This window comes from Kitasatospora sp. NPDC032121 (assembly GCF_055580145.1).
On sequence record NZ_JBVILX010000018.1, the window covers coordinates 132,185 to 155,730 of the forward strand.

At 75.5% G+C, this 23,546-nt stretch carries 21 protein-coding genes and 1 pseudogene; 13 read left to right on the forward strand and 9 right to left on the reverse strand.

The genetic code is table 11. The features are described from left to right. Nucleotides 1–12: 12 nt before the first annotated feature. Complete coding sequence (locus tag ACZ5OX_RS32430) at nucleotides 13–1,263, forward strand: alpha/beta hydrolase family protein (RefSeq protein ID WP_465634972.1); 1,251 nt, start codon at nucleotides 13–15, stop codon at nucleotides 1,261–1,263. Between the two features lie 26 nt (nucleotides 1,264–1,289). Beyond that, entirely contained in the window at nucleotides 1,290–2,009 is a 720-nt protein-coding gene (locus ACZ5OX_RS32435; RefSeq protein ID WP_465634973.1) for an HAD family hydrolase, read from the forward strand. 237 nt (nucleotides 2,010–2,246) lie between these two features. Here ACZ5OX_RS32435 and ACZ5OX_RS32440 read toward each other — a convergent pair whose 3' ends face one another. The 3 genes from ACZ5OX_RS32440 to ACZ5OX_RS32450 form a co-directional block, all read right to left on the reverse strand. Then, nucleotides 2,247–2,897 carry a GNAT family N-acetyltransferase gene (locus ACZ5OX_RS32440; protein WP_465634975.1) on the reverse strand — a complete coding sequence of 217 codons (651 nt, stop codon included), beginning with the start codon at nucleotides 2,895–2,897 and terminating at the stop codon, nucleotides 2,247–2,249. Between the two features lie 101 nt (nucleotides 2,898–2,998). Then, a complete protein-coding gene (locus ACZ5OX_RS32445) occupies nucleotides 2,999–3,841 on the reverse strand; it encodes an alpha/beta fold hydrolase (protein ID WP_465634977.1) in 843 nt (280 codons plus the stop codon). Nucleotides 3,842–3,899: 58 nt separating this feature from the next. Then, nucleotides 3,900–4,565 (reverse strand): DUF4097 family beta strand repeat-containing protein, encoded by a 666-nt coding sequence (locus tag ACZ5OX_RS32450; protein WP_465634979.1) that lies wholly within the window; start codon nucleotides 4,563–4,565, stop codon nucleotides 3,900–3,902. A gap of 255 nt (nucleotides 4,566–4,820) precedes the next feature. On the opposite strand from ACZ5OX_RS32450, the gene ACZ5OX_RS32455 reads away from it, so the two are divergent. Continuing rightward, nucleotides 4,821–5,651 (forward strand): helix-turn-helix domain-containing protein, encoded by an 831-nt coding sequence (locus ACZ5OX_RS32455; RefSeq protein ID WP_465634981.1) that lies wholly within the window; start codon nucleotides 4,821–4,823, stop codon nucleotides 5,649–5,651. Nucleotides 5,652–5,889: 238 nt separating this feature from the next. Here ACZ5OX_RS32455 and ACZ5OX_RS32460 read toward each other — a convergent pair whose 3' ends face one another. The 3 genes and pseudogenes from ACZ5OX_RS32460 to ACZ5OX_RS32470 form a co-directional block, all read right to left on the reverse strand. After that, nucleotides 5,890–6,492 (reverse strand): AAA family ATPase, encoded by a 603-nt coding sequence (locus ACZ5OX_RS32460; protein ID WP_465634983.1) that lies wholly within the window; start codon nucleotides 6,490–6,492, stop codon nucleotides 5,890–5,892. 71 nt (nucleotides 6,493–6,563) lie between these two features. After that, nucleotides 6,564–7,094 carry a DUF6328 family protein gene (locus tag ACZ5OX_RS32465; protein ID WP_465634984.1) on the reverse strand — a complete coding sequence of 177 codons (531 nt, stop codon included), beginning with the start codon at nucleotides 7,092–7,094 and terminating at the stop codon, nucleotides 6,564–6,566. A 101-nt stretch (nucleotides 7,095–7,195) separates the two neighbouring features. Further along, nucleotides 7,196–7,729: pseudogene (locus ACZ5OX_RS32470) on the reverse strand (MarR family winged helix-turn-helix transcriptional regulator); the annotation flags it as partial. Between the two features lie 49 nt (nucleotides 7,730–7,778). Between ACZ5OX_RS32470 and ACZ5OX_RS32475 the strand changes: the two are divergent. From ACZ5OX_RS32475 to ypfJ, 5 genes are all read left to right on the forward strand, one after another. Further along, a complete protein-coding gene (locus ACZ5OX_RS32475; protein ID WP_465634986.1) occupies nucleotides 7,779–8,714 on the forward strand; it encodes a DMT family transporter in 936 nt (311 codons plus the stop codon). A gap of 68 nt (nucleotides 8,715–8,782) precedes the next feature. Continuing rightward, complete coding sequence (locus ACZ5OX_RS32480) at nucleotides 8,783–9,364, forward strand: nuclear transport factor 2 family protein (RefSeq protein WP_465634988.1); 582 nt, start codon at nucleotides 8,783–8,785, stop codon at nucleotides 9,362–9,364. A gap of 162 nt (nucleotides 9,365–9,526) precedes the next feature. Then, on the forward strand, nucleotides 9,527–10,048 hold the full coding sequence (locus ACZ5OX_RS32485; protein ID WP_465634990.1) for a hemerythrin domain-containing protein: 522 nt from the start codon (nucleotides 9,527–9,529) through the stop codon (nucleotides 10,046–10,048). A 426-nt stretch (nucleotides 10,049–10,474) separates the two neighbouring features. Beyond that, nucleotides 10,475–12,577, forward strand: coding sequence for an elongation factor G (fusA, locus tag ACZ5OX_RS32490; protein ID WP_465634992.1), 2,103 nt, complete (start codon nucleotides 10,475–10,477; stop codon nucleotides 12,575–12,577). Between the two features lie 242 nt (nucleotides 12,578–12,819). Then, nucleotides 12,820–13,725 carry a KPN_02809 family neutral zinc metallopeptidase gene (ypfJ, locus tag ACZ5OX_RS32495; protein ID WP_465634994.1) on the forward strand — a complete coding sequence of 302 codons (906 nt, stop codon included), beginning with the start codon at nucleotides 12,820–12,822 and terminating at the stop codon, nucleotides 13,723–13,725. 15 nt (nucleotides 13,726–13,740) lie between these two features. On the opposite strand, the gene ACZ5OX_RS32500 is transcribed toward ypfJ, so the two are convergent. Beyond that, complete coding sequence (locus ACZ5OX_RS32500; RefSeq protein WP_465634995.1) at nucleotides 13,741–14,679, reverse strand: LysR family transcriptional regulator; 939 nt, start codon at nucleotides 14,677–14,679, stop codon at nucleotides 13,741–13,743. A 154-nt stretch (nucleotides 14,680–14,833) separates the two neighbouring features. Between ACZ5OX_RS32500 and ACZ5OX_RS32505 the strand changes: the two genes are divergently transcribed. The 5 genes from ACZ5OX_RS32505 (at nucleotide 14,834) to ACZ5OX_RS32525 (ending at nucleotide 21,389) form a co-directional block, all read left to right on the forward strand. Then, on the forward strand, nucleotides 14,834–15,415 hold the full coding sequence (locus ACZ5OX_RS32505; protein WP_465634997.1) for a hypothetical protein: 582 nt from the start codon (nucleotides 14,834–14,836) through the stop codon (nucleotides 15,413–15,415). Continuing rightward, the gene (locus ACZ5OX_RS32510; RefSeq protein ID WP_465634998.1) at nucleotides 15,408–17,030 is read left to right on the forward strand and encodes a multicopper oxidase family protein; all 1,623 of its coding nucleotides are present in this window, start codon (nucleotides 15,408–15,410) and stop codon (nucleotides 17,028–17,030) included. Before ACZ5OX_RS32505 ends, ACZ5OX_RS32510 begins: the two co-directional genes overlap by 8 nt. A gap of 309 nt (nucleotides 17,031–17,339) precedes the next feature. Continuing rightward, nucleotides 17,340–18,977 carry an alkaline phosphatase D family protein gene (locus ACZ5OX_RS32515; RefSeq protein WP_465635000.1) on the forward strand — a complete coding sequence of 546 codons (1,638 nt, stop codon included), beginning with the start codon at nucleotides 17,340–17,342 and terminating at the stop codon, nucleotides 18,975–18,977. 253 nt (nucleotides 18,978–19,230) lie between these two features. Continuing rightward, on the forward strand, nucleotides 19,231–20,307 hold the full coding sequence (locus ACZ5OX_RS32520) for an alpha/beta hydrolase (protein WP_465635002.1): 1,077 nt from the start codon (nucleotides 19,231–19,233) through the stop codon (nucleotides 20,305–20,307). Between the two features lie 230 nt (nucleotides 20,308–20,537). Next, a complete protein-coding gene (locus ACZ5OX_RS32525; RefSeq protein WP_465635004.1) occupies nucleotides 20,538–21,389 on the forward strand; it encodes an alpha/beta fold hydrolase in 852 nt (283 codons plus the stop codon). Between the two features lie 223 nt (nucleotides 21,390–21,612). Here the strand turns inward: ACZ5OX_RS32525 and ACZ5OX_RS32530 are convergent, their stop codons facing one another. Continuing rightward, nucleotides 21,613–21,819, reverse strand: a complete 207-nt coding sequence (locus ACZ5OX_RS32530) for a hypothetical protein (RefSeq protein ID WP_465635029.1) — start codon at nucleotides 21,817–21,819, stop codon at nucleotides 21,613–21,615. Between the two features lie 83 nt (nucleotides 21,820–21,902). Further along, nucleotides 21,903–23,402 carry an alpha/beta hydrolase family protein gene (locus ACZ5OX_RS32535; protein WP_465635006.1) on the reverse strand — a complete coding sequence of 500 codons (1,500 nt, stop codon included), beginning with the start codon at nucleotides 23,400–23,402 and terminating at the stop codon, nucleotides 21,903–21,905. Between the last annotated feature and the right edge of the window lie 144 nt (nucleotides 23,403–23,546).

The window sequence follows — 23,546 nt, forward strand, 5'->3', positions numbered from 1 at the left end:
GGAGCCACGCCCATGACCGGACCCCAGCCCGGCCGCCCGCCCACCCGCCGCCGCGTCCTCGGGGCACTCGCCCTGGGCGCCGCCGCCACCGCCGCCGGCGCCGGGCCCGTACGCGCCGACACCGCACGCGCCGACACCGCACGCGCCGACACCGTACGTGCCGACACCGCGCCCGCCGGCGCTCCCGCCGGTGGGGCGGGGGAGCCCCGCCTGAGGCTGCCCGCGCCCACCGGCCCGCGCCCCGTCGGCACCACCCTGCTCCACCTGACCGACACCGCCCGCACCGACGCCTGGGCCCCCACCCCGCGCCCGCGCGAACTGCGCGCCCGCCTCTGGTACCCCGCCGCGAGCGGCGCCCGGGGCCCGTACGCGCCGTGGATGAGCCCCGCCGAGACCGCCCACCTCCAGGCCGCCTACTTCGGCGTCCCCGACGCCCGCCTTACCTGGCCCACCACCCACGCCCGCCCGGGCGCCCCCGCCGACCGCACCCGCCGCCACCCCGTCGTCCTCAACTCCCACGGCTCCGGCGCCGACAGCGCCTTCAACACCGCCCTCGCCGAGGAACTCGCCTCCCACGGCCACGTCGTCGCCGCCCTCGACCACACCTACGACGCCGGCGAGGTCGAATTCCCCGGCCGGCGCCTGGAAGTACGCGACAAGGCCCGCGTCCAGGCGATGACCGACGCCGAGATCGTCGCCTACCGCGCCGCCGACGTCCGCTTCCTCCTCGACCACCTCGCGAGCGGCCCGCTGCCCGCCGGCCTGGACACCGCCCTCGACCTCGACGCCGTCGGCATGTTCGGCCACTCCATGGGCGGCGCCACCACCGCCCAGGCCCTCCACGACGACCCGCGCATCCGCGCCGGCGCCATCCTCGACGGCCCCCTGTTCGGCACCAGCGCCACCGCCGACCAGACCCGCCCCCTGCTGCTGATGGCCTCCGCCTGGGACAGCCCCGCCCGCGACACCATGTGGGACACCCTGTGGCCGCACCTGACCGGCTGGCGCCGGCGCCTGACCCTCACCCACTCCGGACACCTGTCCTACTGCGACCTCCAACTACTCGTCCCCCAGGGCCAAGGCGCCTTCGCCTGGCCCCCCGACCAACTGGAGCACTTCCTCGGCACCGGCGACCCCCACCGCGCCGTCGCCGCCCAACGCGCCTACCTCACCGCCTACTTCAACCTCCACCTGCGCGCCGTCCCCACCCCACTGCTGGACGGCCCCACCCCGCACTGGCCCGAGATCCGCTTCGACGCCTGAACAGGCACCGACACAAGGACCCCCCCATGCCGATCCGAGGCGTGCTCTTCGACGTCGACGACACCCTGTTCGACTACTCCGGCTCCGAACAGGCCGGCATCCTCGCCCACCTGCACCACCTCGACCTGCTGCGCCGCCTGCCCGGCCCCCAGGCCGCTGTGGCGCTGTGGCGCGAGGTCACGCGGGAGCAGTACGCGCGCTTCCTGTCCGGCGAACTGACCTTCACCGCGCAGCAGCACGAACGCACCCGCCACTTCCTCGCCCGCCTCGGCGAGGACACCGCCGCCATGCCCGAGGAGACGGCCGCCGCCTGGTTCGCCGGCTACACCGCCCACCGCGACGCCGCCCAGGCGGCCTTCCCCGACGCCGCACCCGTCCTCGCCGCCCTCGCCCCCACCCACCGCCTCGGCATCGTCTCCAACTCCTCCACCGCCCACCAGCGCCGCAAGCTCCACGCCACCGGCCTGCTGCACCACTTCGAGGACACCGCCATCGTCTGCTCCGACGAACACGGCGAAGCCAAACCCGCCCCCGGCATCTTCCTCACCGCCTGCGCCCGCCTCGGCCTGCCCCCGCACGAGGTCGCCCACGTCGGCGACGACTACACCCTCGACGCCCTCGCCGCCCTGGACGCCGGCCTCCACCCCTTCTGGCTCGACCGCACCGCCACCCACCCCGCCCCGGCCGAGCACGACATCCCCGTCCTGCACACCCTCACCGCTCTGCCCGCCGCCCTCCCCGCCTGAGACACCCCCTGCGCACGCTTCCTGCGCCGGGCCGCACCGGAAGCCGGCGGGGCCGACTTTCCACTCCCGGGTGAGTCGGCCGCAGGGCGCCCGCCGGTCGGGCTGCCGGTCCGGGGGGGCGTACCGGAAGCCGGCGGGGCGGGCTGCCGGCGCGGGGGAGCCGATGGTGGCGGGCCGGTGCGGGGCCGTGGCCGCGCGCCGGGGACGGCCGGGCGAGTCGCCCGCTCGTGCGGGAGGTCAGCCGGGCAGGCCGAACAGGGTGCGGCAGCCGTCGCTCAGGCCGGTGACGGTGACCGGGGTGCGGGCGTGCTCGGCCCAGGCCTCGGGAGTCAGGCGCAGGCGCCGGGAGACCACCACCCGGCCGTCCAGGACGTCGCGGTCGATGCCGTCGTCGCGGTAGCCGAGCTTGCGGGAGACGGCCAGGGAGGAGTGGTTGTCGGCGAAGGACAGCGAGGTCGCCGACCGCGCGCCCAGCTCCGCGAAGGCCAGGTGGAGCATCGCGGCGCGCATCTCGGTGCCCAGCCCCTTGCCCTGGTGCTCCAGGCCGAGCCAGGAACCGGAGACGATCTCGCGCCGCACCCCGAACTCCTTGGCCCGCATGTCCTGGATGCCCACCGGGCGTCCCTCGTGGAAGGCGACCAGGTTCAGCGTCCAGTGCTCCGGGCTCCGGCTGCCCAGCCGCGTCCAGTGCAACTGCAGCACGTGCCGGGCGCGTTCGGCCGCCGGCAGCTCGCCCCAGGGCGTCAGGAAGGGACGGTCCTGGGGCAGGTGGACGCCCCGCGCGGCGACGTCCGCCACCTCGGCCAGTTCGTCCTCGCCGGGCAGGCGCAGCTCCAGGCGGGGCGAGGTCACGCGCAGCCCCCGCAGGGGCCAGTGGTCGGTCATCATCGGATCAGTGTGCCCAGCGGGCCCGCGCCGCGCACCGGCATTTCCGCCTCCCGGCCGCCTCCCGGCCGCGTCCCGGCCGCGTCCCGGCCGCGGGCCGGGCGTCAGCGGCCGCCGGGGCCGGGGCGGGGGCCGGGGTGGTCGAGGGCGGCGACCTCGCGGACGGCGTCGGCGACGGCACGGAAGTCCTTCTTCAGGATCGTGTCGTGGGTGGAGGGGACCTTCGCGCTGAGCCTGATGTGCGGGTTGCGTTCGGTCACCGCCGGCACCGCCGCGCGGATCAGTTCCTGCTCGTCGCCCTTGCTGCCCAGCGAGGCGCCCGAGGCGAGCACGTACCGGGTCGGCACGGTGACGGCGTCCAGGACCGCGCCCAGCGCGTCGGCGCCGCCGATCCTGCCCAGCTCGATGTTGCACTGCGCCATCTGCCGGGGCGTCATCCGCGGGGTCAGGCCGGTGGGGCGCATCAGCACCATGAGCGGGTACCACAGGCGGAACTGGCGGCGGATGCGCTGTTCCAGGTCCTCGGTGAGCCAGTCGTACGGTTCGGCGCCCTCCACCAGGACCGCGCCGACGGCGCGCTGCGGGTTGCGGGAGGCCCAGTGCGCGGCGACGAACGCGCCGTAGGACCAGCCGACCGCCAGGGCCCGCTGCACGCCGCGGGCGGCGAGGACGGCGTCGACGTCGCGGACGGCGGCTTCGAAGGAGTAGTCCGCGGAGCGCCGGGACCTGCGGCCGCGGGCCCGCTCGTCGTAGGTGATGTGCCGCAGGTTCGGGCCGAGTTCGCCGATGACGCGGCGCCAGTAGCCCTGGGTGGCGAACTGGCCGTTGAGGTAGACCACGGGCAGGCCGGGGCCGCCGGTGTCGGTGACGGCCAGGGCGGTGTCGTCGACCGGGACCATGCCGGTCCAGGTCTTCGCGGTGGTGGTGGGTGCGGTGTCGGCGGTCATGGCGTTTCCCCCTGGATGGTGTCGGGTCCGGGCGGGTGTCGGAGGCTGGGGGCGGGTGTCAGAGGCTGCGGGCGGTGATGTCGCCGTGGGCGGTGGTGGCGCGGACGGCGAGCGCGGGGGTGCCGTCGTTGCGCAGGGCGTTGTCGATGCGGCCGTGGCCGGTGCCGGCGTCCAGGGCGGCGCTGACGCCGGCGGCGGCGCCGACGGTGATGTTCCCGGACTGGGTGCTCAGCTCGACGGTGCCCTGCCGGGCCTCGGTGACGCGGATGTCGCCGCGGGTGGTGGTGATCCGGGCGGGGCCGGTGAGGCGGGCGACCTCGACGTCGCCGTCGACGGCGCTCAGTTCCAGGCTCGCGGCCTCGTCGATCGTGGTGCTGCGGTACGCGCCGTCGAAGGCGACGGCGCCGAGGCGGCCGACGGTGCGCAGTTCGGCGGCGGCGGCCTTGCCCCGGACGGCGGAGCCGGCCGGCACCTGGACGGTGACCTCCAGCGAGCCGGTGGGGCCCACCGGCTGGTGCCCGGCGGCGGCGGTGACGATCCGCAGGACGCCGTCGGCCAGGTCGACGGTGGTCCGCTCGGCGGCCCGCGCGTCGCGGCCGCTGCCGGCCTCGGCGGGCCGGACCTCGACGGTGGTGTCGCCGCGCTCGGCGGCGATGAGCCGCACGCGCCCGCCGGGGATGTCCAGGACGACGGTGACGGGGGCGGGGGTGTCGAACTTCTGCACGGTGCTCTCCTGTTGTGACGCGGTCCATCGGTGTTTCCGACATTGGAAACGCTACGTTGCTTTCAAGATCTCGGCAAGCAGTTCATTGCATCAAAACACCATTGCCGCAGGTGAATTGTGGGAAAGTGTTGCAACGGGCATGTCCGGTAATGCAACGATGAGGGAGGCGATCATTGCAATGAGTGAAAGGTGAACGCTATGGTGGGCGCGACGGCGCGGGAACCGCCCGCCCACCCACCACCGAGGAGAGACGCGATGCCGGGAGGCAGGCTCACCCAGCAGGAACGCCAGCAGATCGCGCTCGGGCTGGCCGACAGCCTCCCCTACGCCGAGATCGCCCGGCGCCTGGAACGCCCCACCTCGACCGTCACCCGCGAGGTCATGCGCAACGGCGGCCCGCTCGCCTACCGCGCCGACCTGGCCCACCGCGCCACCGAACACCGTGCCCGGCGCCGCCCCGCCGCCCCCGGCGGGCCGGCCAGCGCGGCACGCCCGCACGGGCGCGACGACGAGGCCGTCGCCGCGTACGAGGAGCAGCTGACCACCGTCCTCATGGCCTCGGGCCTGAACCGGATGGCGGCCCGGGTGGTCACCTGCCTGTCCACCACCGACGCGGGCAGCCTCACCGCCGCCGAACTCGCCCGGCGCCTGCAGGTCAGCCCCGCCTCCATCTCCAAGGCCATCGCCTTCCTGGAGAGCCAGAGCCTGGTACGCCGCGAACGCGACGAACGCCGCCGCGACCGCTACATCGTCGACGACGAGCTCTACTACCAGGCGGTCATCGCCAGCGCCCGCGCCAACGACAGGATCATCGACACCGCCCGCCAGGGCGTCGCCGTCCTCGGCCCCGACACCCCCGCCGCCGTCCGCCTGGAGAACATCGCCCGCTTCCTCGCCTTCATCAGCGAGAGCATCGTGCGCGCCGCCGAACAGGCCCGCGAGGTCCTCCACACCAAACCCGCCACGGCAGCCGAGGACCCGGCCGACCCCGCGGGCCCGGGCCGGCCGGCCCCCGCGGACCGCGGCCGGGCGCCGGGTGGGGCGGAAGATCGACCGCAGGGCCGGCGTACGCTCGGGAACCTGTGAGCCGCCCCGCCCCCGAAGCCCGCGCGGCCGTCGCCACCCCCCGAAGCCCGCGCGGCCGTCGCCACCCCCCGAAGCCCGTGCGGCCGTCGCCGCGCGGGCTTCGGCCGTGGCCGGGCGCGGCCGTCCGCAGGCCGCGCCGGGCGGCCGGTGGCCGCCAGGGTGGAGCCGGCCGGCGGGGCACGGCGGGTCGAGGGCCCGCGGCGTGGTGAGGCCGTCGGGCCGGCGGTCCGGCCGGCCGTCAGGCCAGGGCGGCGGCCAGGCGTTCGGGGAGGGTGGCGTACGGGCGGCAGTCGACCACGGGCAGGGCGTGGGCGCGGGCCTGGTCGGCGAGCCAGGTGCTGTAGCGGGCGCTGACGGCGGCGCGTTCGGGCTGGGGGCCGCAATCCGGCTCGCGGTCGGCGTAGTTGGCGCCGATGCGCCGCGGGTCGTCCTCGTGCAGGAAGACCGCGCGCACGCGCCGGCCCTGCCCGGCGGCCTCGGCGCCGGCGCGGGCGGCGGCGGCCGGGGTGAGGTAGTCGCCCTCCACGATCGCGGGCACGTCGACGGTGAGCCGGTTGCGCACGACGCCGAGCAGCGCGTCGTCCAGGGCGCGGGCGGTGGCGATCTGCAGCTCCAGGATGCGGTCGGCGGGCAGCGCGTCGGGGTCGGGCACGGCGGCGAAGTGGTGCAGGGCGGGGTGGCCGGCGGGGGTGGTGGCGGCCTGCAGGGCGGCCACGACGTCGTCGAACTCGACCACGAACGCGCCGTGCCGGGCGGACAGCAGGGCGGCGGCGCGGCTCTTGCCGAGGCCGGACGCGCCGCCGATCAGCAGGACGTCCCACGGGCTTTCGTCGGTATGCATACCGGCACGGTAGACGGTCCGGAGAACGGACCGGCCCCGAGGGGCGGGGCGAGAGGGCGGGCCCGGGCGGGTCAGGTGCGGTCGCGGGCGGCGCGGCGGCGCACCGCCCAGGGCAGGGCGAACCACAGCACGGCGAAGATCAGCGCGATCGCGCAGGTGATCGGCACCGCCGGCGCCGGGCCGAGGACGACGTCCAGGACCAGCAGCACGGCCCCGGTCAGCGCGCAGGCGAGCAGCAGCAGGCCCACCTGGGCGATGCGGACCGAGACGGTGACGATCCGTTGCTTGCCGGGGTGGTGGTACAGGCCGCGGTGCAACGCGACCGGGGTGGCCAGCACGGCCGCGGCGACGACCGACAGCAGCAGCGTGGCGACGTAGATGTCCTGCTGGGCGTCGGTGAGTTGGGTGAAGCGCGGGGTGAAGGCGACACCGAGCAGGAAGGCGAAGACGATCTGCACACCGGTCTGGAGCACCCGCAGCTCCTGGAGCATCTCCACCAGGCGCCGGTCGGCCCGCACCTCCGGATTCTCCCAGCCGGGCGGGGGAGCGGGGGAGGGCGTCGGGGCGTCCGGCGGCGGGGGTGGGGGCGGTGCGCTGGTCATGCGTCAGCTTCCCACGGCCCGCCCTCCCCGCCGACGGAGCCGCCGACGCAACCGCCCCCGACGGAGCCGCCCCCGACGGAACCGCCCCCGGTGCCGGCGCCGTCCAGGCGGTGCTGCCAGGCGGCGAGCAGGCCCCGCAGGGCGGCGGCCTCCTCGGGGCTCAGGTGGGCCAGCAGCCGGTGCTCGTTGCGGATGTGGGCGGTGAACGCCTCGTCGAACAGCCGCCGCCCGGCATCGGTGAGGGCCACCACCCGCCCGCGCCGGTCGTCCACGGCGGGACGACGGGTGACCAGCCCGGCCCGCTCCAGACGGTCGACCCGCTTGGTCATCGCCCCGGTGGTCACCATCGTGTGCGCGGCCAGCTCGCCCGGGGCCCGCTCGTACGGGGCGCCGGCGCGGCGCAGCGCGGCGAGCACGTCGAACTCGCCCTCGCCCAGCCCGTAGCGCTGGTACACCAGGGTCAGCTCGGCGGTCAGACGGGCGGCGAGGCGGTGCAGGCGCCCGATGACGGCCAGCGGCGAGACATCGAGGTCGGGACGCTCACGCCGCCACGCGGCCTGGATCTGGGCGACGTGGTCCGCGTACGGGGCCTCGCGGGGGTCCGCGTACGGGTCCTCGGGCTGGTCGGGCTCCATGGACACCACCCTACCCGCAATCGCTTCCCAGGAAGCTATATTGCCTTCCATGGAAGCCAATGCGCGGTGGGTACTGCTCACCGCCCTCGCCCCCGTCGCCTGGGGCGCCAACTACTGGGTCACCCACACCCACCTGCCCGCCGACCGCCCCCTGTGGGGCGCCGCCCTGCGCGCCCTGCCCGCCGGCCTGCTGCTGCTCGCCCTCGCCCGCCGCCGCCCGCACGGCGCCTGGTGGTGGCGCAGCGCCCTGCTCGGCCTGCTCAACACCGCCGCCTTCTTCGTCCTGCTCTACCTCGCCTCCCAACTGCTGCCCACCAGCGCCGCCGCCACCGTCATGGCCGCCTCCCCGCTGGCCATGCTGCTCACCGCCTGGGCACTGGTCGGCCGGCGCCCGCGCCGCGCGCACCTGGCGGGGTCGGTGGTGGGCCTGGCCGGGGTCGCGCTGGCACTGGCCGGCCCCGGGGAGGGGATCGGCTGGGCCGGGCTGGCGGCCTCGGGCGCGGCGATGCTGGTCTCCTCCGTCGGCTACGTGCTGGCCGCCCGCTGGCGCGAGGGCGCCGACCCGCTCGCCGCCACCGCCTGGCAGCTGACCGCGGGCGCCCTGGTGCTGCTGCCGCTCGCCGCCGCCGTCGAGGGCGCGCCCCCGCCCGCGGACGCACCCACCCTGCTCGCCTTCGGCTACAGCACCGTCGTCGCCACCGCGCTCGCCTTCACCTGCTGGTTCGCCGGACTGCGTCACCTGCCGGCCGGCACGGTCGGCCTGCTCGGACTGCTCAACCCGCTCACCGGCGTCCTGCTGGGCGCCGCGCTGGACGGCGATCCCTTCGGGGCGCGCCAGGGCGCGGGGCTGGCCCTGGTGGTCGCCGGAATCCTGCTCGGCCGCCCCCGCACCCGCGCCGCCGGGCCCGAGCCCTCGGCGGGGCCCGGCACCGCCGCGGGGCGGGACGGGTGCGGGTCCCGAGACCTTGATCTCAAGTCGACTTGAACTCCTAGGCTCCGTGGTGCGCGGCCGCACCGGCCGCGACCCGCACCGCGATCCCGGGGAGCCCCGCCATGACCGCCGCCACCACGACCGCCGCCACCGGCACGCCCACCGCCGCGGACTTCGCCGCTCTCGAGCAGCGGGTCCGGGTCCTCGCCGACCGCGCCGACATCACCGGCCTCATCGACGGCTACCTGCTCAGCCTCGACGCGGTGCCCAGCGGCGGCGGGCGGTTCGACGAGGCGTGGTCGCGGCGCTACTTCACCCCCGACGTGCGGATCACCTCGCCGGTGGGGGAGCACGAGGGGATCGACGGGCTGGCCGAGTCCGAGCAGGCCACCCTCGGCAAGTTCGAGCGGACCCAGCACGTGGGCGCCAACTACATGATCGACCTGGACGGGGACCGGGCCGCGGTGCGCTGGAACGCCGTCATGACCCACGTCCACCTCGCCTCGACCCAGCAGGCGCGCGGCGAGGAGCCCGGCGGCCACTTCGACGTCGGCGGCACCTTCACGGGTGAGGCGGTGCGCACCCCCGACGGCTGGCGCCTGCGCAGCCTGGACGTGCGGGCCGTGTGGACGACCGGCAAGGGCCCGCTCACCTTGACCCCGAAGGCCGAGGCGACCCTGCGCGACCTCGCCGGCGGACAGTGACACCAGGCAGCGACGGCGGGCAGTGGCGGCGGCCCGGAGACCGGCCGAAACCGGCAGCGCGCTTGCCCGCCGGTCGGGACGCGTGATCGGATGGCGTGAGCATCGCGTGCCGGTGACGGGCTGCGTCAGGCATGGAGGTGCGCAACCGAAGGGACCGCCCCCGTGGCCTCCCGCCCCACCGGCCGTACGGCCGCCCTCAGCCTGCAACTCGCCCGCGCGCACCAGGACTTGCGCCGCCGCCTCGCCGACCTGCGCGCCGACCTCGGCCGCCCCCGCCGCCCGGACGGCCCGGACGGCCACGACGACCCGCTCCTCGCCCACTGCCTGGCCTTCTGCACCGCCCTGACCCACCACCACCAGGGCGAGGACACCGGCCTGTTCGCCCAACTCCTGCGCGAACGCCCCGACCTGGCACCGGCCATCGGCAAACTCGTCGAGGACCACGGCCTCATCACCCACATCCTCACCCGGGTGCGCGACCTCGCCGACCAGGCCGCCACCACCGCCACCGCCGAGGCGGCCCTCAGCGCCGACCTGGAGGCCGTCGGACGCGAACTCGACGGTCTCGCCGCCATCATGGACTCCCACTTCGCGTACGAGGAACGCGCCATCGGCGCCGCCCTGGACGCCGGGGCGGGCGACGACGGCTGGTCCGAGGCGGTGCTGCGCTTCCGGGCCCCGTGAACCGCAAACCGCGAGCCGTAAGCCGCGAGCCGCAAGCCGCGAGCCGTAAGCCGCGGGCCGTGAAAACCCGTCGCCCCGTACGGCCCGCCTTCCCTACACTCGCCACGCGGCCGCGCCCCGATACGCGGCCGGACCGCGACGACCGCGACGACGACAGCAACGAGGAGAGGGGCGGGCGGCCATGCCGAAGCGCAGCGCCGCCGCCCCCTCTCCCGCGTCGCGGTACGAGGTGATTCTGGTGTCCCGCCCCTCCCGGTGCCCGCTGCGCGGCCGGCACCGGAGCAGTGCCGCCACCGTCTGACACCCCAAGCGCCCCGCCACGTCCTCGCACGAGCCGGCCACGACACCGGATCTGACGGTCGATCAGCGGCACTGCACGATCGCGCGCCCACCCAGAAGCGAACCGCCTCGAAAGGCACCCGGGCCATGCGCACCCACACCACCACCGCCGCGAACGCCACCGCCGCGAACACCACCACCGGCACCGCGAACGACGCCATCGCCGCCGTCCGCAACCTCGGCATCCTCGCCCACGTCGACGCCGGCAAGACCACCGTCACCGAGCGGATCCTCTACCTCACCGGCACCACCCACAAGCGCGGCGAGGTCCACGACGGCACCACCGTCACCGACTGCCACCCCCAGGAACGCGAACGCGGCATCACCATCTTCGCCGCCGCCGTCACCTGCGCCTGGGCCGGGCACCGGATCAACCTCATCGACACCCCCGGCCACGTCGACTTCGCCGACGAGGTCGAGCGCTGCCTGCGCGTGCTCGACGGCGCAGTGGCGGTGTTCGACGCGGTCGCCGGCGTCGAGCCGCAGAGCGAGTCGGTGTGGCGCCAGGCCGAACGCCACGGCGTGCCGCGCATCGCCTTCGTCAACAAGCTCGACCGCGCCGGCGCCGACCTGGACGCCGCCGTCGACGCCATCCGCGAACGCCTGCACCCGCGCCCGCTGGCCGTCCAACTGCCCATCGGCGCCGAGGAGTCGTTCACCGGCGTCGTCGACCTCGTGCACCTGCGCACCCTCACCTGGCACGACGACGGAACCCCGCACGAGGGCCCGGTCCCCGCCCACCTCGGGGCCGAGGCCGCCGAGCGCCGCCACGCCCTGGCGCAGGCGGTGGCCGAACTGCACCCCGACGCCCTGGAGGAGTTCTGCGCCGACGCCACCCTGAGTGCCGCCACCCTCACCACCGCCCTGCGCGACCTCACCCGCACCGGCGAGGCCGTCGTGGTGCTGTGCGGCTCCGCCTACCGCAACCGCGGCATCGAACCGCTCCTGGACGCCGCCGTCGCCTACCTGCCCTCCCCGCTCGACGTCCCGCCCACCCGCTCCGCCGACGGCACCCAGCAACGCGAGGCCGACCCCGAACAGCCCCTGACCGCCCTGGCGTTCAAGGTCACCGCCGCCCCCACCGGGCGCCTGACCCACCTGCGCCTGTACGCCGGAACCCTGCGCAAGGGGGACACCGTGCTCGACACCACCACCGGCCGCCGCGAACGCGTCGCCCGCATCTTCACCGACCCGGCCGGCCGCCACACCGAGACCGACGAGGCGCGCGCCGGCGACATCGTCGCCGTCGCCGGCCCCAAGCACACCCGCGTCGGCGCCACCCTGTGCGACGCCGAGCACCCCATCGTCCTGGAGGCCCCCGTGAGCACCGAACCGGTCGTCACCGTCGCCGTCGAGGCCCGCCGCGCCACCGACACCGACAAGCTCGCCACCGCCCTCGCCCGCCTCACCGAGGAGGACCCCGCGCTGCGCGTGGCCACCGACCCCGAGACCGGCCAGCGCACCCTGTCCGGACTGGGCGAACTGCACCTGGAGGTCGCGGTGGAGAAGATCCGGCGCGAGGCCGGCGTCGAAGCCGTGGTCGGGCGCCCGCGCGTCGCGCTGCGCGAGGCCCTCCTCCAGGGCGTCACCGGCTTCACCTACCGGCACGCCAAACAGGACGGCGGCGCGGGCCAGTTCGCCCACCTCGTCCTCGACGTCCACCCCCTGCCGGCGGGCACCGAGGGGGACTTCGCGTTCACCTCCACCGTCACCGGCGGACGGGTGCCGCGCGAGTACGTCCAGGCCGTCGAGGCCGGCTGCCGCGACGCCCTGACCGACGGCCCGCTCGGCGGGCACCCGGTCACCGGCGTCGCCGTCACCCTCACCGACGGCGCCACCCACCCCAAGGACTCCTCCGAACTCGCCTTCCGCACCGCCGCCCGCCTCGGCGTGCGCGAGGCCCTGCGCGCCTCGCGCATGCACCTGCTCGAACCGCTCGCCGAGGTGAGCGTCACCGTGCCCGAGGACGCCCTGGGCACCGTCCTCGGCGACCTCGCCGCCCGCCGCGGCCACATCCGGGCCACCGAACCCGGCCCCGGCACCGCCACCGCCCACGTCAGCGCCCTGGTCCCGCTCGCCGAACTCTTCGGCTACGCGGGCCGCCTGCGCGGCCGCACCCACGGCCGCGGCACCTTCACCACCCGCCCGGCCGGCTACGCCCCCGCCCCGGCCCCCACACCGGCCGGCTGACCCGCACCGCCCGGCCCTCCCCACCCCGGGAGGGCCGGGCACCACCGGCCGCCAACCCCGCACACACCGCCAACCCCGCACACACCGCCACCCCGGCCCCGCCCCCGCCCGGGCCCCGCCGCCCACCCCGGGCCCCGCTGCGCCCGCGCCCGGGCCGGGGCCCGTAGGCTGGTCCGGGCCGTCGGCGGCACAGACCGTCACCAGTAGGGCGGAACACGACAGAAACGGGCAGGCAGGGGCACATGCAGTTCGACGACCAGGGCGACCTCGACACCTCGCAGGTGGACGACCGGCGCGGCATCCCCGGCGGGAAGCTCGCCATCGGCGGCGGGGCCGTGGGCCTGATCGCGGTGCTGGTCGCGGTCGTCCTCGGCGTCGACCCGCAACTGCTGGGCCTGTCCTCCGGCTCCGGCTCCTCCACCAACTCCTCCGGCGTACGCACCGAAGGCGAGGCGCAGAAGGCCTGCAAGACCGGCGCGGACGCCAACAAGCGCCAGGACTGCCGGATCGTGGCGGTCACCAACAGCCTCCAGGAGTTCTGGCGCACCGAACTGCCGCGCGCCGCCAAGGTCCCGTACAAGAACGCCGAGACGGTGCTGTTCACCGGCCAGGTCTCCACCGCCTGCGGGCCGGCGACCTCCTCGGTGGGCCCGTTCTACTGCCCCGGCGACAAGAAGGCCTACTTCGACCTCGGGTTCTTCAACGACCTGTCCGCCCGCTTCGGCGCCAAGGGCGGCCCGTTCGCCGAGTCCTACGTCGTCGCCCACGAGTACGGCCACCACATCCAGAACCTCACCGGCGCCATGCAGAAGGTCGGGGGCGACCGCCAGGGCGCCACCAGCGGCTCGGTGCGCCTGGAACTGCAGGCCGACTGCTACGCCGGGGTGTGGGCGCACCACGCGACCACCACCCCGCAGCCCTCCACCGGCCGTCCGCTGATCGCCTCGCTCACCGACCAGGACATCGCCCAGGGCCTGGACGCGGCCGCGGCGGTCGGCGACGACCGGATCCAGCAGCAGGCCACCGGCCGGATCAACCCGGAGGCCTGGACGCACGGCTCCGCCGAGCAGCGCAAGGCCTGGTTCACCACCGGCTACCGCAGCGGTGACCTCGCCCAGTGCGACACCTTCTCGGCCGCCAGGCTGTAGGCCCGGCGCCGGTTCTCAGAAGCCCCCGCCCGCCCGACCGTCCGCCGGCCCGCCCCGCTCCCAGTCCCACCCGGTGACGGCGTCGCGCAGCAGGCGCGCGGCGGCGGGCAGGCGCTCCCCGGAGCCCCAGAAGAGGGTGAGGGCGCGGCGGCAGTCCGGGGCGTCGACGCCGACCCACACCAGCGGCAGGCGGGGGGAGGTGCGCCGGGCGACGTCGGGCACCAGGCCGATGCCCAGGCCCGCGCCGATCAGCTCGGCGATGGCGCTGACCTCGTCGCACTCGCAGACGATCCGCGGCTCCAGGCCGCGGGCCGCGAACAGCCGCTCCAGCAGGCGGCGCTGCCAGTGCCCGGGCCGGGCGGCGATGAAGGGCTGGTCCGCGACCTCCTCGATGCCCACCGCGGTGCGCCCGGCCAGCGGGTGGCCGTGGGCGACGGCCAGCCCGACCTCCTCGTCCAGCAGCAGGGCGGACTCCAGGCCCTCGGCGGCGATCGCCTGGGAGACCACCGCGAGGTCGACGTCCTGGGCCCGCAGCCGGCGGGCCATCTCCTCGGCGGACAGCTGGTGCAACTCGACCTCCACGTCCGGGTGGGCCGCCTTGAACGCGGCCAGCGGCCCGCTGAAGGCCAGGAAGGTCTCCGAGGCCAGCCGCACCGTGCCGAAGCCCTGCCCGGCGGCCTCCGCCACCGCCCGCCGCCCCGCCGCCAGTTCACCGAGCGAGCGCTCGACGTAGCCGCGGAACAGCTGCCCGGCCGCGTTCAGCCGCAGCCGCCCGCCCCGCTCGAACAGCGGGGTGCCCAGCTCGGCCTCCAGACGGGCGATGGAGCGGCTCAACGACGGCTGGGCGACGCGCAGTTCCTCGGCCGCCCGGCTCAGGTGCTCCAGCCGCGCCACGGCCAGGAACTGGGTGAGCGTGTGCAGATCCACCGGGTGCTCCCATGTCTCCTTCGGCATAACGCCATAGCAATATTGATCTTAGACGCGATAACAGGGGAGTCATATCTTCGGGGGTGGGTCGGCGCGGGGACACCGCGCACCCGAGACCCGCGCGCCGCAAGCCGCACGGGAGACGGCGCGGCCCGACACCGTACGAGGAAGGACGCCCCCCATGGCCACAGCCGCCGACAGGACCCCACCGGAGCCCGTGGCCCGGCCCGGCACGGGCGAGCGGACCGGCCCCGCCGGCTGGGTGCTGCGGGCCGTGGCCGCCGTCCACACCGTCGTGATCTCCGGTCAGCCCGTCTTCGCCGGCGCCTACCTCACCGGCGACTACGACGCCCTGGGCCTGCACGTCCTCGGCGCCAACACCGTCACCTCGATCAGCTACGTCCAGGCGGTCGCCGCCCTCGTGGTCTGGGTCCGGCTGCACCGCTCCTGGCCCTTCCTCGCCGCCCTCGCCCTCGCGGCGGCCGAGTTCGTGCAGTACCTCGCCGGGCTGCAGGGCTCCCTGTGGCTGCACCTGCCGCTGGGGGTGGCGACCATCGCCGGCACCGTCGTCTTCACCATCGCCCTGTGGCGCATCCCGTGGCCCCCGCGCCGCCCCACCCGCTGGGAGCCCGCGCCGAAGACCCGGCCGGACAGCGGGCCGGGCAACGGGCCGGGCAGCGGGTCGGGCAGCGGGTCGGGCAGCGGGCCGGGCAGCGGGTCGGTCAGCGGGCCGGACAGCCTGCGGGAGGACGACCGTGCCTGAGCCCCACACCAGCGGCCCGACCCGGCGCCAGATCCTCGGCATCGGCGGCGCCTTCGGCCTGCTCACCACCACCGGCCTCGCCGCCGCCGCCACCCTCGCCCGCCGCCCCGCCGCCACCGGCGCCCAACTGCGCAGCACCGCACAGCTCCCGCCCCCCTACCAGGTGCCGCTGCCCCTGCCCGCCGCCCTCAAGCCCCTCTCCACCGACGGCCCCGCCGACCGCTACGAGATCGTCCAGCGCGAGACCGACGCCGAGATCCTGCCCGGCCTCACCACCCGGCTGTGGACCTACGGCGGCTCCTTCCCCGGCCCCACCATCGAGGCCCGCCGCGGCCGGCCCGTCACCGTCACCCACCACAACGAACTGCCGGTGCCCACCGCCGTCCACCTCCACGGCGGCCGCACCCCCGCGGAATCCGACGGCTACCCCACCGACCTCGTCCTGCCCGCCGGCTGGCCCCAGACCCCCCACACCATGCCCGGCACGGCCGGCGGCCACGGCGGCGCCATGGGCGCCATGACCGACCCACGCGCCGTCACCACCCGCCTCAAGCGCGACTACACCTTCCCCAACGACCAGCGCCCCACCCTGCTCTGGTACCACGACCACCGCATGGACTTCACCGCCCCCGCGATCTGGCGCGGCCTGGCAGGCCTGTACATCGTGCGCGACGACGCCGAGGACGCCCTCGGCCTGCCCGCCGGCCCCCGCGAGATCCCCCTGATGATCGCCGACCGCGCCTTCACCGCCGACGGCGCCCTCACCTACCCCAGCCTCGACCCCACCCTGCGCGAACGCCCCGGCGTCACCGAGCCCTACACGGCCGGCGTCCTCGCCGACGTCATCCTCGTCAACGGCGCCCCCTGGCCCGTCCACGAGACCGACGCCGCCCGCCACCGACTGCGCCTGCTCAACGCCTCCAACGCCCGCCACTACGAACTCGAGGCCCGCACCGAGGACGGCCGCCGCCTCGACCTCGTCCAGGTCGGCGCCGACCAGGGCCTGCTCACCGCCCCCGTCACCCACCAGAGCCTGCGCATGGCCCCCGCCGAACGCCACGACGTCGTCGTCGACTTCGCCGCCGCCCCGGTCGGCTCCCTGGTACGCATCGTCAACCGCCTCGGCACCGGCCGCACCCGCGACGTCATGGCCTTCCGCATCACCCGCCGCCCCGCCACCGACGACACCCGCATCCCGCCCGTCCTCTGCACCGACCTGCCCCAGTGGCGCCGCGAAGACGCCGTCCGCACCCGCGACTTCGCCTTCCGCGCCGGCCGGATGAACGGCGGCCACGGCTGGCTGATCGGCGGCATGCCCTTCGACCCCGCCCGCACCGACGTCACCGTCCCTCTCGGCGACACCGAGATCTGGCGCCTGATCGCCGACGTCCACCACCCCGTCCACCTCCACCTCGTCGGCTTCCGCATCCTCACCCGCGCCGGCAAACCCCCACTGCCCCAGGACGCCGGCCTCAAGGACACCGTCTCGCTGCGCCCGGGGGAGTCGGTGGAGATCATCACCCGCTTCGACGGCTACCGCGGCCGCTACCTCTTCCACTGCCACAACGCCGAGCACGAGGACATGGGGATGATGGCCAACCTCGAAGTCGTCTGACCACCCGGCACCCCGCCACACGCGGCCCGCGGACCGGGGCGCGCGCCTTGACCGGCCCATTGCGCACACCCCGCCCACCGGGCCCCAGGCGGCCAGCGGGCGGGGCGGGCCGGCGGGCGGACCCCGCCCGTCCCCACGAGAGAACGCCCGGAACATGACGGTTCATCCGCTTCGGGGCGAAGTGCCGGACCTTCACGGGTCTGACATCAGATGCTCACTCTGCTGCCGGAATCCCGACCCCCGCAGTACGGGGTGGTCCACTCCAATTCCCTTCGCACACCCCCGAACCGCGAAAGGCCACCACCCCCCATGACCCGCCCCGCCGACCGCCCCACGCCCGACCGGATGCTGCGCGAGGCCGCCGCCCGCCTGGACCGGCGCCGCTTCCTGACCGTCACCTCGGCCGCCGCCGCGCTCGCCTTCAGCGTCAACCTGCCCTCCGCGCACGCCGCCGACAACGAGATCGCCCCGCGCGCCATCGGCGACAACCCCTTCACCCTCGGCGTGGCCTCCGGCGACGCCACCTCCGAAGCCGTCGTGCTCTGGACCCGCCTGGCCCCGCGCCCCCTGGAACCCGGCTCCGGCATGCCGCCCGCCGGCTCGGTCAAGGTCGGCTGGGAGATCGCCCGCGACGAGAAGTTCCGCCGCGTCGAGCGCCGCGGCACCGCCCGCGCCCACGCCGAGTTCAACTACGCCGTCCACGTCGACGCCGACGGCCTCGACGCCGCCCGCACGTACTGGTACCGCTTCACCGTCGGCTCCTGGACCAGCCCCGTCGGCCGCACCCGCACCGCCCCGCCGCGCGGCCGCAAGCTCGACAGCGCCCGCATCGCCTTCGTCTCCTGCCAGGCCTACGAGGACGGCTACTTCACCGCCTACCGCCACCTCGCCGGCGAAGACCTCGACGCCGTCTTCCACGTCGGCGACTACATCTACGAGTACGGCATCGACGCCGTCGGCGGCGACCGCAAGTACACCGACCGCACCCTGCCGGCCCACTTCAACCACGAGACCACCACCCTCGAGGACTACCGGCTGCGCTACTCCCTCTACAAGACCGACCCCGACCTCCAGGCCGCCCACGCCGCCCACCCCTGGTACGTCACCTGGGACGACCACGAGGTGGAGAACAACTACGCCGCCGGCATCCCCGAGAAGAACCAGGACCCGGCCCCCTTCGTCGCCCGCCGCGCCGCCGCCTACCGCGCCTACTGGGAGAACCAGCCGCTGCGCATGCCCCAGCCCGACGGCACCGACCTGACCCTCTACCGGCGCGTCCACTTCGGCCGCCTCGCCCAGTTCGACATCCTCGACACCCGCCAGTACCGCGACGACCAGGCCAACGGCGACGGCTGGCAGTACCCCACCCCCGAGTCCGACGACCCCAAGCGCACCCTGATGGGCCCCACCCAGGAACGCTGGTTCGCCGACGGGCTGCGCCACTCCAAGGCCACCTGGAACGTGGTGCCCCAGCAGGTCGTCTTCTCCCGCCGCAAGAACACCACCGCCGAGCGCTCCAAGCTCTCCATGGACGCCTGGGACGGCTACCCCGCCGCCCGCGAGCGCTTCCTGCAGGCCGTCGACCAGGCCGGCGTCGAGAACCTCGTGCTGCTCACCGGCGACGTGCACGTCGCCTACGCCCTGGACGTCAAGCGCAACTTCGATGACCCCGCCTCCCGCACCGTGGGCGTGGAGTTCGTCGGCACCTCGATCAGCAGCGACGGCGACGGCGAGGAGAAGCCGTCCAACTGGAACAACCTCATGTCCGCCAACGCGCACATGAAGTTCTACGACGGGCGCCGCGGCTACACCGTGCTCACCCTGGACCACCACCGCGCCCGCGCCGACTACCGGGTGGTCTCCCACATCACCCGCCCCGGCGGCACCCTGTCCACCGCCGCCTCCTTCACCACCGAGGCCGGCAACCCGGGCATCCGCCCCGCCTGACACCCCGTCGGGGCCTGTCCTCCAACCGCGGGGGAGTCGGCTAAGGCACAGGGGTGGGGCTGCGCAGCCCGAACGCGCAGCCCCACCCCTGCGCCCGTCGCTCCGCGGCGATCGGCACCCAGGTGCGGCGCCGGCGGCGGGTGCGCGGACCGGCCGGAACGAGTGCGCTGCGTGTAAAGGCGGGGCGGACACGGGGTCCTAGCCTGGGGCCTTGCCCTCTTCGACCACCGAGAGGCGACCCAGGAGTCTCCCCATGCGCACCGTCCCCTTCCGCTTCAACCGCAAGATCGCCGCCGCCGCGGCCGCCGCCCTCGTCGCCGGGGCCACGATCGCCGCCAACGCCTCGGCCTCCCCCGCCCCTGCGTCCGCCAAGTCGACTGCCCCGGTCCTGGAGAAGGACGCCCAGGCGTTCGCCGACGCGGCCGCGAAGAATCCGCCGATCTACACGCTGTCCTACGACGACGCCCGCAAGGCGCTCGACAGCGCGCAGAGCGGGCCCGTCGACACGCTGCCGGCCGACGTCAGTCACCGCACCCTCAAGGTGGGACCCACCGGTGAGGTGACCATCCGGATCGTCCGCCCCGCCGGCGTGAGCGACAAGCTCCCGGCCGTCATGTACTTCCACGGCGGCGGCTGGGTCCTCGGCAACGAGAACACCCACGACCGGCTGGTTCGCCAGATCGCCAACGGCGCCCAGGCCGCCGTCGTCTTCGTCGACTACACGCCCTCACCCGAGGCCCGCTACCCCATCGCCATCGAGCAGGCCTACGCGGCCACCACGTGGGTCGCCGAGCACGGTGACGAGATCAACGTCGACGGCTCCCGGATCGCCGTCGCCGGCGACAGCGTCGGCGGCAACATGACGGCCGCCGTCACGCTCATGGCCAAGCAGCGCGGCGGCCCCGCCCTGCGCGAGCAGGTGCTCTTCTACCCCGTCACCGACGCCAACTTCGAAACCCCCTCCTACCGGGAGTTCGCCGACGGCCCCTGGCTGACCCGCAAGGCCATGAAGTGGTTCTGGGACGCCTACGCCCCGAACGCCAAGGACCGCCAGCAGATCCTCGCCTCCCCGCTGCGCGCCGGCCTCGACCAGCTCAAGGGCCTGCCCAAGGCCCTGGTCATCACCGACGAGGCCGACGTCCTGCGGGACGAGGGCGAGGCGTACGCCGCCAAGCTCCGCGCCGCCGGCAACGACATCACCACCGTCCGCTACTCCGGCGTCATCCACGACTTCGCCATGCTCAACGCCCTCGCGAACACCAACGCCGCCGAGGCAGCCGTCGACCAGGCCAACCGCTTCCTCTACACCGGCCTGCACAGCACCTCCTGACCCCACGCCAGGGCGGCCCGGCTCCGCCCGGGCCGCCCCCAGGCGCCCCGCACCCCCATGGCCGGACGCCGCGCACCGCGCAGACCCTTCCGGCCGACCGTGCCGGCTCAACCGACCTCTTCGGTTTGGTCGTTCAACCATCGTCGCTGGTCAAAGCGGTTCGAAACGCGGCACACCCCGCGCCTTCCTGCCAGACCGTGTCCCGGCGACCGCCTTTCAAGGAGACCGTCATGCCCCGTTCCTCCCGGAGCCGTTCGGCTCTGCGTGCCGTCACGACCGTGGCCCTCGCCTCTGCCGTGGCGGGCTCCCTGCTGGCCGCCACCACGGTGAGCAGCAGCGCCGCCTCGCAGAAGGCCGGGGCGAGCCAGGCCAAGCCCACCGTCGTGCTCGTCCACGGCGCCTTCGCCGACGCCTCCAGCTGGTCCGGCGTCATCCAGCGACTGCAGCGCGACGGCTACCCGGTCATCGCCACCGCCAACCCGCTGCGCGGCGTGAGCAGCGACGCCGCCTACCTGCGCAGCGTCCTGGACGGCGTGCACGGGCCCGTGGTCCTGGTCGGCCACTCCTACGGCGGCTCGGTGATCACCCAGGCCGCCGCCGGCGACCCCGACGTGAAGGCGCTGGTCTACATCGCCGCGTTCATCCCGAACGTCGGCGAGAGCGCCGGCGAGCTGGCCGGCAAGTTCCCCGGCAGCACCCTGGGCGAGACCCTCAACACCAGCTCCTACCCCCTGCCCGGCGGCGGCACCGGCACCGAACTGACCATCAGGCAGGACCTGTTCCGCCACCAGTTCGCCGCCGATGTCCCCGCTGCCACTGCCGCGATCATGGCGGCCACCCAGCGGCCGGTCTCCACCCTCGCCCTGGAGGAGAAGGCTTCACAGGCGGCCTGGAAGGACATTCCCTCCTACGCCCTGGTCGCCGGCCAGGACTACAACATCCCGCCGAAGGCCGAGCAGTGGATGGCCGAGCGCGCCCACGCCCGCACCGTCACCGTCGACAACGCCTCCCACGCGGTCGCGGTCTCCCGCCCGGGCGCGGTCGCCGACCTCATCCTCCGCGCGGCCCGCGACACCCGCTGAACCAGCACCGGCCGCGTCGGCCCTGACGGCCTCCCACCCGGATCGCCACAAGGTCAGCACCCCCCGTGCGCGGGAAGCCGGCCCCGCCGACTTCCCGCGCGGCGCGGTCGGCCTCCGGTGACGGGACGGGTCGCAGGCGGATTCGCGAGGACGCCCAGCGGTCCTTCTGCGGCGAGGAGATCCCGGCGCTCACACGCCGCCCGGGCGCCCGAACCCCTGCGGCTCACACGCCCGCGGTTCGGGCACCCCCCCCGGGGCGGGCGCGGCCGACGACGGCCGCGGCCTGCTCCGGGTGCTCCTCCAGCCACGCGCCCAGCTGCTCCCGGACGGCCTCGGCGACGCAACCGCGCACCGCGGCGTTGCCGAGCACGGAGCGGGTGGAGCCCTGGAACTCGGGATCGTCGAGCTTCACCGACACCATCGCCGTCAGGGCCGCGCCGACCGGCCCGGCGTCCGGCCCGGCGTCCGGCCCGGCGTCCGGCCCGGCGTCCGGCCCCGCCCGTCACCCGGGTCTCACCCGCCCCCGCCCGGGCGCACGACGCCGAGGCTGCCGTAGGCCTGCAGGGCGCCGGCCGGGTCGCCGGGGTCGCCCCGCAGGGCTGAGTCCAGGAAGGCGAGGGTGGCCGCGGCGACGACGCGCGGCCCCTCGCTGCGGCCCAGGGAGCCGACGAGCGAGGGCACCGGCGGCAGGTACAGGGGGCCGTCCATGAAGGTGAGGTGGGCGGCGCCGGGGACGGTGAGCCGGTAGCTCGTCGCGGTGTTGGAGGCGAGCGCCCCGGTGAGGCGGGGCAGGTAGCGCGGGTCGGTCGCCGGGGTGAGCGCCTGGGTGAGCGCGAGCACCGGCCGGCCGAGGGCGGGGGAGGCGGGGCCGTGGGGGAAGCCGTCCAGGTCGACGACGGCCCGGAAGCGGTGGTCCTGGCGGGCCGCCTGCAGGGCGGCCGCGCCGCCCATGGAGTGGCCGGCCACCGCGGCCCGGCCGGTGTCCAGGCGCCCGGCCAGCGGGTCTGCGCCCTCGCCCCGGTCCAGGGCCTCCAGCCGGCCGAGGACGAAGCCGAGGTCGGCGGCCCGCACCGCCGTCCAGCCGGCCGCCAGCTCCTCGTCCTTGTCCCGGTCGCCGCTGGAGGAGGTCTCGGAGGTGAGCGTGCGGCCGTCGGCGAGGACGACGGCCGCGGAGTCGTACGGGTGGTCGAGGGCGGCGACGACGTAGCCGTGGCTGGCCAACTCCTCCGCCCAGGCGGTGTTCTGGGTGCGCACCCCGCCCGAGCCGGGCGAGAACAGCACCACCGGGAACCGTTCGCCCCCACCGTCCACCGGGGCGTCGAAGACCGAGCGGCTGCGGGCCCGCGCGACACCGTCCATCAGGAAGCCCGGCAGACCGACGCCGCCGGCCAGCGCCGCGGCGACGGTGCGCGCCTCCTGCCGGGTGCGGCCGAGGTACTGGGCCCGCCGCGCGCCCGCGGGGCCCTGCCGTGCCGGGTACCAGAGCTGGACCACGACGGTGCGCCGGTCGTCCGGATCGGCGGTGAAGGTCTCGGGGCGGCCCTGGTCGGTCCACTGCACGACGCGGGTGCCCACCGCGAAACCGCCCGACGGCTCGGGGAACACGGGCACGGGGAAGGCCCAGGCGGACAGCGGGCCCGCGGCGATCAACCCGGCGCAGGCCGCCGAGGCCGGCAGCGCCAGCCACCAGCGGGCCCGCCACGCCGGCCGGCCGGGACGGCGCCGCAGCGGCCGCAGCAGGGGGAACAGGGCGAACGGCAGCACGAGGGCGGCGCCGGCCAGCACCGGCAGCAGCTGCCAGCGGATCCCCGTCACGCCCAGCGCGACGGCGCACGGCACGAGGACCGCCACCGCCGCGATCGTGGCGCGCGCTCGGGCGGCGGGGGGAAGCCAGCGCGCCGCCACCAGCGCGAGGGCGCCCAGCAGGGCGAGGATCTCCAGGGGGGACATGGGCAGTCCCGCGGTGTTCTCGGTCACCCGGTCATGCTCGGCGCCGGGCACGCGCCGCCGCATCGCCCACCGGTGGCCGCCGCACTGCGACCGGGGGCGCAGTGCGCGGCAGCGCCCGTACGACCGCGGGCGGCACCCGGGCACGCCGCGGCGTGCCCGGCCTGCGACCACGGGAGGTGGTCGGGCTCCTCCTGCGGTCGTACCCCG